9 protein-coding genes and 3 pseudogenes are annotated in these 11,116 nt (G+C 59.8%); 3 read left to right on the forward strand and 9 right to left on the reverse strand.

Annotation, left to right across the window (positions count from 1 at the left end; genetic code table 11):
• Positions 1-58: 58 nt before the first annotated feature.
• Genes U1R88_RS33525 through U1R88_RS33540 form a run of 4 tightly spaced genes read right to left on the reverse strand, consistent with a single transcriptional unit; the run spans position 59 to position 4,411 of the window.
• Positions 59-1,450 carry an NAD-dependent succinate-semialdehyde dehydrogenase gene (locus U1R88_RS33525; RefSeq protein WP_322435215.1) on the reverse strand — a complete coding sequence of 464 codons (1,392 nt, stop codon included), beginning with the start codon at positions 1,448-1,450 and terminating at the stop codon, positions 59-61.
• Positions 1,451-1,506: 56 nt separating this feature from the next.
• The gene (locus tag U1R88_RS33530) at positions 1,507-2,922 is read right to left on the reverse strand and encodes an NAD(P)(+) transhydrogenase (Re/Si-specific) subunit beta (RefSeq protein WP_322435216.1); all 1,416 of its coding nucleotides are present in this window, start codon (positions 2,920-2,922) and stop codon (positions 1,507-1,509) included.
• A gap of 1 nt (position 2,923) precedes the next feature.
• Positions 2,924-3,247, reverse strand: a complete 324-nt coding sequence (locus tag U1R88_RS33535) for an NAD(P) transhydrogenase subunit alpha part 2 (RefSeq protein WP_322435217.1) — start codon at positions 3,245-3,247, stop codon at positions 2,924-2,926.
• A gap of 12 nt (positions 3,248-3,259) precedes the next feature.
• Entirely contained in the window at positions 3,260-4,411 is a 1,152-nt protein-coding gene (locus U1R88_RS33540; RefSeq protein WP_322435218.1) for an NAD(P) transhydrogenase subunit alpha, read from the reverse strand.
• Between the two features lie 186 nt (positions 4,412-4,597).
• Here U1R88_RS33540 and U1R88_RS33545 point away from each other — a divergent pair.
• A pseudogene (locus U1R88_RS33545) lies at positions 4,598-4,747 on the forward strand (transposase); the annotation flags it as partial.
• Between the two features lie 266 nt (positions 4,748-5,013).
• Here U1R88_RS33545 and U1R88_RS33550 read toward each other — a convergent pair.
• The 3 genes from U1R88_RS33550 to U1R88_RS33565 all read right to left on the reverse strand — a co-directional run bounded on the left by U1R88_RS33550 (position 5,014) and on the right by U1R88_RS33565 (position 8,107).
• Positions 5,014-5,547, reverse strand: coding sequence for a transposase (locus U1R88_RS33550; RefSeq protein ID WP_322435219.1), 534 nt, complete (start codon positions 5,545-5,547; stop codon positions 5,014-5,016).
• A 1,090-nt stretch (positions 5,548-6,637) separates the two neighbouring features.
• Positions 6,638-7,279, reverse strand: coding sequence for a GAF domain-containing protein (locus tag U1R88_RS33560; RefSeq protein WP_322435220.1), 642 nt, complete (start codon positions 7,277-7,279; stop codon positions 6,638-6,640).
• Positions 7,280-7,960: 681 nt separating this feature from the next.
• The gene (locus U1R88_RS33565) at positions 7,961-8,107 is read right to left on the reverse strand and encodes a hypothetical protein (RefSeq protein WP_322435221.1); all 147 of its coding nucleotides are present in this window, start codon (positions 8,105-8,107) and stop codon (positions 7,961-7,963) included.
• Positions 8,108-8,485: 378 nt separating this feature from the next.
• Between U1R88_RS33565 and U1R88_RS33570 the strand changes: the two genes are divergently transcribed.
• The gene (locus tag U1R88_RS33570) at positions 8,486-8,695 is read left to right on the forward strand and encodes a hypothetical protein (protein WP_322435222.1); all 210 of its coding nucleotides are present in this window, start codon (positions 8,486-8,488) and stop codon (positions 8,693-8,695) included.
• Here U1R88_RS33570 and U1R88_RS33575 read toward each other — a convergent pair.
• Positions 8,682-8,792: pseudogene (locus U1R88_RS33575) on the reverse strand (IS630 family transposase); the annotation flags it as partial. The gene U1R88_RS33570 and the pseudogene U1R88_RS33575 overlap by 14 nt on opposite strands.
• A gap of 1 nt (position 8,793) precedes the next feature.
• Positions 8,794-9,690: a helix-turn-helix domain-containing protein gene (locus U1R88_RS33580; protein ID WP_322435223.1), complete on the reverse strand. Its 897-nt coding sequence runs from the start codon at positions 9,688-9,690 to the stop codon at positions 8,794-8,796.
• Positions 9,691-10,195: 505 nt separating this feature from the next.
• Between U1R88_RS33580 and U1R88_RS33585 the strand changes: the two are divergent.
• Positions 10,196-10,887, forward strand: a pseudogene (locus U1R88_RS33585) (IS5 family transposase); the annotation flags it as partial.
• Positions 10,888-11,116 lie beyond the last annotated feature (229 nt).

An 11,116-nucleotide genomic window follows, 5' to 3' on the forward strand; every position in this document is an offset into this window, starting at 1 on the left:
CCTTCCATTCAATTAAGATCAATGCTCCCTCAAGCCCAAAGGCGGGAGGGAGCATTGCTCAGAAATGGGCGTCGATATCGACGACGTCGATGAGCTTGTGGTTGACGAATTCCTTCAGCCCGAGACCGATGAGTTCGCGGCCATAGCCGGAGCGGCGGATGCCGCCGAAAGGCAGGTCGGCCTCCACCTTGGTGGGATGGTTGACGAAGACCATGCCCGTCGAAATCTGTTTGGCGACTTCAAAGCCATGGGCGGGGTTGGAGGTGAACACCGAACCGCCGAGGCCGAAGGGACTGTCGTTGGCGATGCGCACGGCGTCGGCCTCATCCTTCGCCCGGAACAGCAGTGAGACCGGTCCGAAGAACTCCCAGTAGCGTGCTGGATTGTCCTCGCCGACATCCGTGAGGATGGTAGGCTGGACGAAGGCGCCCTGATTGGGCACAGGCGGCCCGATCTCCTCGGCCCTCGCGCCGAGCTTTACCGCCTCGCGGATCTGCTCCTTCACATCGTCGGCAGCCTTCTGCGACGATAGCGGTGCCAGCGTCGTGTTCGGGTCGAAGGGGTCGCCGGCGACGAGACCCGCGACGCCCTTGCGATAACGCTCGAGGAAAGAGACATAGACCGGATCGACGACGATCAGGCGCTTGGAAGAGCAGCAGACCTGTCCGCCGTTCCAGTGCCGGCCGAACACGGCCCATTTCGTCGTCTTCTCCAGATCGGCGTCCGCCAGCACCACGAAGGCGTCGGCGCCGCCGAGTTCCATGGTCGACTTCTTCAGCGCCTTGCCCGCCTGCGCGGCCACGATCGATCCAGCAGCTTCGGACCCCGTCAGCGCGACGCCGTGGACGCGATCGTCGTTGATAATCAGTTCGATCTGCGACCGGGTGGCATACAGGTTGCGGAACGCTCCGTCGGGCAGCCCGGCCTGCGTCATCAGGTCCTGAAAGGCAGCCGCACTCTGCGGCACGTTGGAGGCATGTTTCAGCAGCACCGTGTTACCCGCCGAGAGCTGCGGCGCAAGGATGCGGGCGATCTGGTAGTAGGGGAAGTTCCACGGCTCAATGGCGAGCAGCACGCCGAGCGGTTCATGGACGAGGATCGCGTCGCCCTCGGCAGGGTCGAGTACCGGCAGTTTTTCCGGCTTGAGCAGTTCCTCGGCGTTGCGGACGTAATATTCAAAGATCTTCGCCGACAGTTCGACCTCGGCCTTCGCTTCGGCGAAGGTCTTGCCCATCTCCAGTGTCAGCAGCTTGGCATAGGTGTCGCTGTCACGGCGCAGGATGTCGGCTGCCTTCTGCAGGATGCGGCCACGTTCGGCAAAGGAAGTTTCCTTCCAGGCACCAAACGCCTGATGTGCCCTGCCGATTGCATCGCGTACCTCATCATCGGTCGCGTCGGCAAAGGTCTTGAGCGTTTCGCCGGTATAGGGATTGATGGTTGCGTAGGCCAATTTCTTTCTCCTTCAATTGATGGAGCGGTCAGGCGAATGGCGCCTTTCCACCTGTTTCAGGCGCCAAGGTCCTTTACCGCCTGGACCATTTGCGTGAGCACAGCCTGAGCATCGCCATAGACCATGCTGCAGTTCTCCCCGTAGAAGAGGAGGTTCTCGACGCCGGAATAGCCTTTGCCTTGTCCGCGCTTGACGACGTAGACCTGACGGGCCTGGTCGGCGTTGAGGATCGGCATGCCGTAGATCGGCGAGGACTTGTCGGTGCGTGCCGCCGGGTTGACGACATCGTTCGCCCCGATCACCAGCGCGACGTCGGTATTGGCGAAGTCGGCGTTGATATCTTCCATGTCGAAGATGACGTCGTAGGGAACGCCGGCCTCGGCGAGCAGCACGTTCATGTGGCCGGGCATGCGGCCGGCGACGGGATGGATCGCGAACTTGACGTCGACACCGGCGGCCTGGAGCAGCTTGACGAACTCGTAGAGCTTCTGTTGGCCTTGCGCGACCGCGAGACCGTAGCCTGGGATGATGATGACGTTCGAGGCGTAGCGCATGGCGATGCCCGCATCGCTCGCGTCGGTCGACTTCATTTGACCCTGCACGTCGCTGGTGCCGGATGTGGCGGCATCGCCGAAGTTCGAGAAGAGGACGTTGGCGAGCGAACGGTTCATCGCCTTGGCCATCAGGATCGTCAGCAGCGTGCCGGCCGAGCCGACCACCATGCCGGCGATCATCAGTGCCGGGTTCTGCAGCGCATAACCTTCGAGAGCAACGGCCAGGCCGGTGAAGGCATTGAAGAGCGAGATCACCACCGGCATGTCGGCGCCGCCGATCGGCAGGGTCATCATGATGCCGAAGGCGAGCGCGCCTGCGAAGAACAGCACCGCCAGAACCGGCAGCAGCGGGTCATCGAAGAAAGCAATGACCGCGACGCCAAGCAGGACGGTCGTCAGGAACACGAGAGCGTTGACGATACGCTGTCCGCTGAAGCGCCACGGTCTGTTGATCTTGCCGTCGAGCTTGGCCCAGGCGATCACCGATCCGGTGAGCGAGATCGAGCCGATCAGCGCGCCTGCCACAGTTACAGCAAGGATCTCCACGGCCTGCATGCCGCGTGCCGAGAGTTCAACGGCCGCCACCGCCGCGGCAGCGCCGCCCCCCATGCCGTTATAGAGCGCGACCATCTGCGGCATCGCCGTCATCTCGACCTTGCGGCCGCGCATCCAGGCCCAACCGCCGCCGATGAGAAGCGCAATCACGGCTAGGATCAGGTTGATTGTAAGATGCGGCCGGACCGTATCGGGCAGATCGAAGATCACCAGGAAGCTGGCCGCGACCGCGACCACCATGCCGACGCCCGCCACCACGATACCCGACAGCGCCGTTGCCGGCGATGACATGCGTTTCAGGCCGAGGATGAAGAGAGCCGCGGCGGCAAGACCGCTCAATCCCAAAATGTGTTGAGCGAACATGTCAGTTCTTCTTTCCGGCGGTGGATTTGTCGCCGCTGGATTTGAACATCGCGAGCATGCGGTCGGTCACGATGTAGCCACCCGCCGCATTGGCGGCGCCAAGTGCGACAGCGAGAAAGCCGACGATCTGGGCAAACAGCGAGGTCGCGCTGATGAGCGCATGCAGCGCGCCGACAACGACGATGCCATGGATGAAGTTCGACCCGGACATGAGCGGCGTATGGAGGATCGAAGGCACCCGGCTGATGACTTCGTAGCCGGTGAAGGCCGCGAGCATGAAGATGTAAAGGGCGATGAGCCAGGTCATCGATGTGTCGATCGCCATTCTGAGATCTCCTTATGCGTTCGCGGCTTCGAGGCTTTTTCCGGCCTGGAGGCTTTCACGAACGATTTTGTTCCGGATCTCGCCCGCATGAGTGAGCGTCGCGCCTGCGATCACTTCGTCCTCGAAATCGAGGTTGAGCACGCCGTCCTTGACGATCAGCACTATGAGATTGAGCAGGTTCTTGGCGTAGAGTTCGCTTGCATGTTGGGCGAGCGCGGATGGCACGTTCAATGGGCCCAAAATCGTGGCGGGGCCGACCGTGACCGTTTCGCCGGGCTTCGTACCCTCGCAATTGCCGCCGCCCTCGGCGCCGAGATCGACGATGACGGAGCCCGGCTTCATCGCGTAGATCTGCGCGGCCGAAATCAGCCTCGGCGCCGGCCGTCCCGGTACGGCGGCCGTAGTGATGATCATGTCGGCCTCGGCGATGTGCTGACTGAGCGCCTTCTGCACCAGTTCCTTCTCCTCTCCCGTCAGTTCGCGGGCATAGCCACCTTCGCCGCGCGCATCGATGCCGGTCTCGACGAACTTCGCACCGAGCGACTGCGCCTGCTCCTTGGTCTCGGGGCGGACGTCATAGCCCTCCGTGATCGCACCGAGCCGATGCGCGGTCGCAAGCGCCGAAAGGCCGGCGACGCCGAGCCCCATGACCAGAACCTTCGCGGCCCGCAGCGACCCGACGGCCGTGGTCATCATCGGCAGGATGCGTGGCATGTGCACGGCGCCGAGCAGTGGAGCGTAGTAGCCGGCGAGTGCTGCCTGGCTCGACAGCGCGTCCATCGACTGGGCCCGGCTGATGCGCGGGATCAGTTCCATGCCCAGTGCCGTCACCCTGCGTAGTTGGAGCGCGGCAACGAGTTCCGGGTTGTTGGCGCCGTAGATGAAGGAGATGAGCACCGCGCCGGGCTTCATCGCCTGGACGACCGCGACCGGCGGCGGTTGGACCGCAAGCACGATGTCGGCGTCAGCGAGGAGCTTTCCAGGCTCTGAAACGATTGTCGCGCCGGTATAGGCGCCATCGGCGAAGGTTGCCGCATCTCCCGCACCCGACTGCAGGCTGAGCGCTGCGCCAAGCCGTTCCAGCCGCGAAGCGACGGACGGCACCATGGCGACCCGCTTTTCGCCTTCGCTGGTTTCCTTGAGAATGGACATCGTGATCGCCATGGCCTGCTCCGCAGTGATTGAGCCTCACCATTGCGGTGCTGCGTGTAGCAGATGGACTAGGCTATTCGCTGCCGCGCGTATTGACCGAGATCAAATGAGATCCAGATGACGTGCCCCTACTGAATAGGACCGTTCTGAGCTGGAATTTTCCACTTATGATCCCGATGACGGGAGAAGGAGAGTTCCATGAAGAAGTCGAAGTTCTCGGAGGCACAGATCGCCTTCATCCTGCGCCAGGCAGATGAAGGAACGCCTGTCGCGGAGGTATGTCGCAAGGCCGGCATATCGGAGGCGATGTTCTACATCTATGGACAGCTCTCCTGGTGCAAGCGATTTGAGCGGCTTCCCAGCGAACTTGGGTGCCAACATCTATCCGGCGTCGCCAGGAATGCTGGCGCGCCCAAATGGGTAATCCGCGCGGCGTGAGCCTCAACAACCGGGCGGCTTCGAAGAGCCACTATAAAAGTCAGGTTCCTCACGCGCCGATCACGGCGGCCGGTACACTTCTCTGATCGTTCACACCTCTCCGGACGTCTGTCAGGCCGCCCGGTATTCCGTTCCCCTTTTCAACATCGCGAAGATCACACGTGCGTTCTTGTTCGCTACAGCAACGATCGTTCTGGCGGCGGCGCGTCGAGCCTGAAGATCCCTGATCCAGGCGCCTTGGGCATCATCGCGAGTTGCAGATGTGCGCACTGGGGTCGTGCGCCATGGATCAGCAGGGTCCGCAAATGGCGATCTCCGCGCTTGGAGATGCCGTAGAGACGCTGCCGGTTGCCGCTTGAATGCTGCCGAGGCACGAGTCCCATCCACGCCGCAAGATGTCTGCCATTGGTAAACTCGGCTCCGTTGCCAACCGCCGCTACAATTGCAGTCGCGGTCTTTGGACCTACCCCTCTGATTTTTGAAAGGCGGCGACAGGTCTCGCTCGAACGGAAGACTTTCTCGATCTCTCTATCGAACCAGGCAATCTGCTTGTCGAGTGCGAGAAAGACAGCGTAGAGCTGCGCCAGCATCGACCTGAAGACAGCGCTGATCTCTGGCGCACCACCCTCCAGCAAGATCCGGATCTCGCGCCGAGCGCGCGTGATGGATTGGGCAAAAGCGATGCCCCGGTCGAGCAACAGGCCGCGCATCTGGGCGACCAGCGCAGTTCGGTGGTTCACCAGTCGCTGTCGGCCGCGGTGAAGCGCTTGGTCGGCCGCAAGCCACGCATGGTCGCGGCCGTCGCCCTGGCCAACAAGATGGCCCGGATCGTCTGGGCCATGATGACGAGACAACGGAATTATCGGACGGCGTGATCCGCATGTCTTCCTGCGAAGACGGATCGGAAAGCGCTTAGGAGCGGCAAGCCCCGGCAAGTAGATCGACCGAAGACCTATGCGGCAAGGACTTCAATGTTCAGGGCGGGTAAGCCAGTCCCGGGGCTCGAGTCTTAAAGCTCTTTGAACCGATGTGGGCCCTGTTCTTCGAACTGCATACCGGCCACCTGGTACCAGTAAGACCACGACAACAGGCCTGATACACGACCGATAGAAGCGCCAGCTGCCAGGAAGTCAAAAAATCCCTTGCTTGATCGGGGGCATCCATACACGCCCCACCCCGATCGGTCGCGCAAATCTGAAAACTGCGCTTCGCCAAATCGATCGCCAGAATATGAACTTCAGCCATGGAATACTCCTCCGACAGCGCTACAATGGCGCTCCTGGCATCATACGACGCCACGCGAAGGGGGCATCCATCCCATCAGTTCAGCAGCCGACCCGGCGTTGATATGGGTCAAATCGGGGCTCTTTGGGATCCGCTAAACTGCAGTTTAGGCGGCACCACTGCGGGCTGAGTTGTTGGTGATGTTTTTTCCCATTGCGGTGAAAACCATCGGCACGATTGAACACGGCATTGATGATTGAGAGACCAATAGCGCTCCCGCCTGACAAGGAACGAGAGGAGCTCCCATGTCGCGTCAACACGACGTTCATTCTAATGAATGGCACTCCATCTCGATCGCACCCAATGATTGTGATCTAGAGTTGGCCGTTATCGATGCGCAGGGGTGCCATGCGTTGGTGTTCCCCTGCCGGCGGGGCATTCGGGGGTGGGTGAAGTCCGAGGACAATCATCCGGTCGAAATATACCCTACCCACTGGCGTGAATGGCGCTCCGCTCCCAGTTTTGTTGTATAAGCAGCGCGAACCGAGGGGAGTGGAACAGGACTATCGCCGCCGCCTATCGAAGGGCTGGCGCGCCATCTAAATCCGCCAGGCCCAATTTAGCTACGATCAAATTACACATGCCGTGTACGTGATTTTCTCTTTCCTGGCGCTCCTGTTCATCCCACCGCCGGGGCGATCGGAAGAAGCTGGAGACGACACCAAAAACACGCCCCGCAGTTGTCAAGGGGATGGACTGGAGCGCCCGAAATCCGGTCTCCTGCATGATCTCCAGATGTGGCTGGAGAACGGGCTCGCCGTTGACATCCTCGATCCATACAGCGGATCGCCTTTCAAAGGCCAAGCCACATGGCGAACCGTCGCCGATTCTTACAGCTGCAAAGTGATCCAAAAATGGCTTATGAAAGTTGAGTTGAGCCGCGAAGAGAAGGCAATTATGCTCAGGCTCATACAGCCGAATATTGCCGAAATCGGCTCGACTGTCCTCCACCGCGCGTCTCAGCAAGGTATCCATAAAGGAGGCAATATGAGCGTCATGCACAGCGTGAGCACGAGCTGACGCCTCTTCCAGCTCCGCTAGCTCGGTTTCCACGTTCGTCAGCATCGTTTGCAACATTTGACGCCGGTCGCCATCTGGCTCGGTCATCAGCAATTTTCGGAAATGAGCAGCATTCTCGCGCAAAATAAAGCGATGCATGAGGGTCTCGCAGAGGAAATAAATATACCAACCGGCTAAGTATGCGGCGATGATTTGAGCATCATATATGCAATTTACGCGACATGGTAGAATGATGCTGCTGGCGCTCCACCTCACCACGGAGTTCTAGCACGGCCCGGTCGGGCGCCATTCGTCCACTCCGACCGGGCTACCGCAAGAAAAGTTCGCCACGCTGACAGATCTCGAAGTAGCCGCGACTCTGTTGATTAATTGCGCCTCGCCGATCGAGGTCGCTGCGACGCAGCGCGATGGGGCGCTTAGATTCATTTCGAACCCTCGTTGAGCGCTGGTCCTTCGAGATACCGAACCGGAAGTTCGCGAAGCGGGCAGCTTTGGAAATCGGATAGGTGCCGTTCACCCGGCGCTTCGTCGGTCATCAATTCGCTCGGGTTTGCGATAGTGTGCCATGAACGGCGCAATCTCGTCCCGAGAGTGATCCTGATGTTCCGCGGCCCGCCGCTACGGGTGTTTCTGCAGGCCACCAACTATGGGCTCGGCATCTGCTGGGTGAAGGCCCTTGTTGGCTGGCCCAGATTCTCTTCTAGCTTCTGGACCGACACACTCGGTATCGCTCTTGGCGTCTACCTGTGCGTAGCCCTTACGCTGGCTGGCGCTATTTTCGTAATAAGGGCCGGCCTGCGAAATAGAGCGATGACGGGCCTATTTGTCAGAGGCCTTCGCTTTCTCAGTGATGAACTGCCAGTGCTCGATGCTGATCCGCTTGGGTTCCGGGCAGAATAGCTCGGCTATCGCCGACGCGAGCAGATTGGCGAGGGCAGGATCCGCGATCTCCTCTTTGATCAGCAAGGTGGCTGACGACCTGGCACTTTTCCTGTTCGGTCGGCACGAGCGTGCCCGTATGATCACAACATCATCCTCGCGACCGCTGACCGTGGCATTGCGATGCCTGACCTCTGACAGCGATGCGCATGGAGTGCAGCGAAAAACGCATCTAGCCTATCGCTTCTAGCGCAGGCCATCGGGATTTGATCGCTGCAGTCCTTCCAAGATGCCAAACACTGAGCGCACAATCTTTGCCATGGCGATCTCGAATGCAAAAACCCCGCGCGGCAGACCGGCGGGGAGGGACAATCGCTTTCGAATTTAGTATACTTTATTCCGTAGAGGAATTAACATTTTCATCGGAGTGGAAGTAATAAAATACCTCGATAGAATCGCAAATCAATGCGCTGCCAAATCGTCGTAATCGAGCTTGAGGCCGGCGGCCGTAAGTTTTCATTGGTCGAATATTTGAAGCGTCAGGATGCTATGCTTGACGCTCAGCGGTTTGCCGAGCTTTTTGAAGGTGATTTCGAGTTCAACGAACAGACCGAAGAATGGATCGCGAAGGATCTCATGGGGCGTGAGTACCTGATTTTCATTATCGAGGCCTAATGGTAGAGCCGACCGCATCCCATAGGGCATTGATGGTCCTTTCGGCCTTTGCCCGTAGCAGCGCCTTGAGTTTGGAGAACGCATTTTCGATCGTGTTGTCATGATGACTCTCCAGTCCGGATTCCCGTTGAGGCGTGCGGAAGGCTGACAAGCCAGATACGTTGTGTCCCGACCTTGGCGACGCGCCCTTTGAGCTTTCCACGTCGGAGCCAGCCGTAGGCGGTCTGACGATGGACGCCGAGCTGTTCGCAGAGTTCCTGCAGGGGCACCTCGTTGTCATTCCGACGGGGAACGTTGCTGGACCAAATGGGTCGTTTCTTTCCAAGCCCCTTTCGCACCAGAAGCTTCTGGACGATCAATGCATCGAAGGCTGGTTTTTTCGCAGGTGCCCAGCCCTTGGCATTGAGATCGTCTGCGATCTGTCGAGTGGTCGCCCCCTTCGCACGCAGCGACGCGATCCGCTCCAGTATTTCCTCGTGATGCTCCAGTTGTTCAAAGCGTCTCGCGGTTCGGATGATCGGATGAGTTGTCACGGTCCCGCCGGCCCAGTGGCATTTTATCTCGGCACGCTCGGTCTCTCCAAACACCTGGATGACGACGCGATCAAGCATCATCCGGGCAATAGTTTGCCGGTCCCGCGAAGTGGTGGACTGAGCATTCCACAGGGACGGCACATCTTCCGCCAGTTGACGGACCGCTTCCACTTCCCGCGGCGTTAGCCGCTCAGGTTGACGCGCAAGAGCCCGCTGGTAGTCATCCGCAAGCGCCTGTTTCGTAGCCATCGCAGCTTCCCAGTCTCGTTCCAGCGTCCGGGTGACCAGGCGGTTGTCGGGATCGACGGCTTCGTAGCGCCGGCGCGCAAGCACCGTTTCATAGGCGGCGCGTTCCAGCCGCTGCTTCCTGCCTTCGTGCAATTGTTGCCGTTCGAGTTCGATATCCTCGGCAACATGGAGGCTGACGTCGATTGCGCAGGGTGAGAGGGCTTCAAGAATCAACGCACCTACGCAGGCGTCCACCGGGCGGGCACTGATCGATTAGCACCTTGGACCGCCATAAGTGGTGGCCTCATAGCTGCAGCTATAACGCGCTTCCCGCCCGTCATCATGATAGCCGGTCACCATTTTACGGCCGCACACACCGCACAAGATCAAGCCGCCAAGCAGCGCCGCACCGCCACGCGGGACGCCGGGATATCGCGAACGGTTTGCTGCCATCAGCTCCCGGTTCCGCCCATAGGTTTGCCAGTCAATGTACGCTGGAAGTGTGTTTTGGTGCAGCACCATCCATTTCTGCGGATCGCGAACAAAGCGTCGGCCGCTGTGCGGCTTTCCGGGCAGTCGGAGCCGGCCGTCATGGCGCCGCCGCCCAAAGACATAGGCACCTGCATTACCAGGATGACGGAGCATGTCGCCAAGCGTCGGGTACTACGGCGTAAACTCATAAAACATCTGGTCGTTTATGGGTCGCTGTGATTCAAGGTTTCCAAATAAGCAGGCCTTTTTGACGCGTCGTCGCTACGAACTCACCGACCACGAATGGTCCATCATCTCGCCGTTGTTGCCTAACAAGCCCCGTGGCGTGCCCCGGGCCGATGATCGGCGGGTGTTGAATGGCATCCTCTGGCGGTTTCGAACGGGTTCGCCCTGGGCGGAAGTTCCGGAGCGCTATAGCCCGCCGACCACCTGCTACAACCGCTTTGTGCGCTGGCGCAAAGCCGGAGTATGGGATCGGCTTCTCCAAGCCGTATCGGCCGCCTACGATGGTGACATCATCATGATCGACTCGACCTGTGTCCGTGTTCATCAGCATGCGGCCACGGGAAAAAAGGGGGCAGAGATGATGGCGGCATGGGACGTTCCCGCGGCGGACTTACGAGCAAAATCCACGCGCTCGTCGACGGCGAAGGGCGCCCCGTCAACCTGCGTCTGACCGGCGGACAGGTTGCTGACTGCACCCAGGCCGACGCGTTGACAGACGAACTGGGTGAAGGAGACATCCTGCTGGCCGACAAGGGATATGACAGCAATGCTATCCGGGCCAGGGCTGCCGCGCGAAAGGCCTGGGCCAATATTCCGCCGAAGACACACCGCAAGGCCTCCTTCGTGTTCTCGCGCTGGGTCTATCGGCAACGCAATCTCGTGGAACGGTTCTTCAACAGGATCAAACAGTTCCGAGGCATCGCAACCCGATATGCACGGTACACGACGGTTTTGGATAAGAGACTGATTTCGCTGTAAGATTCTCGATTCGCTTGGCGGCTGGATCGAGGCTTGGCATGAGAATAGACATTATCTCGGCTTTGAGGCGTTGCCTGGGTGAGCACTTGACGATGCGCAAGAGCCGGCTAGATCACATACCCATAAATGGGATTCCCAAGGAAGCCGCGTTCTGATTCATTGATCTCGACTTTGGAGGTCGAGA

This window comes from Labrys sedimenti (assembly GCF_034424805.1).
Lineage (GTDB): Bacteria > Pseudomonadota > Alphaproteobacteria > Rhizobiales > Labraceae > Labrys > Labrys sedimenti.

What these genes read in the sequence shown, in the direction of transcription:
- U1R88_RS33530 (WP_322435216.1), bottom strand. Translation starts at nt 2,922, where the DNA reads ATGTTCGCTCAACACATTTTGGGATTGAGCGGTCTTGCCGCCGCGGCT.
- U1R88_RS33535 (WP_322435217.1), bottom strand. Translation starts at nt 3,247, where the DNA reads ATGGCGATCGACACATCGATGACCTGGCTCATCGCCCTTTACATCTTC.
- U1R88_RS33540 (WP_322435218.1), bottom strand. Translation starts at nt 4,411, where the DNA reads ATGGCGATCACGATGTCCATTCTCAAGGAAACCAGCGAAGGCGAAAAG.
- U1R88_RS33550 (WP_322435219.1), bottom strand. Translation starts at nt 5,547, where the DNA reads ATGCGCGGCCTGTTGCTCGACCGGGGCATCGCTTTTGCCCAATCCATC.
- U1R88_RS33560 (WP_322435220.1), bottom strand. Translation starts at nt 7,279, where the DNA reads ATGCATCGCTTTATTTTGCGCGAGAATGCTGCTCATTTCCGAAAATTG.
- U1R88_RS33570 (WP_322435222.1), top strand. Translation starts at nt 8,486, where the DNA reads ATGCGCTGCCAAATCGTCGTAATCGAGCTTGAGGCCGGCGGCCGTAAG.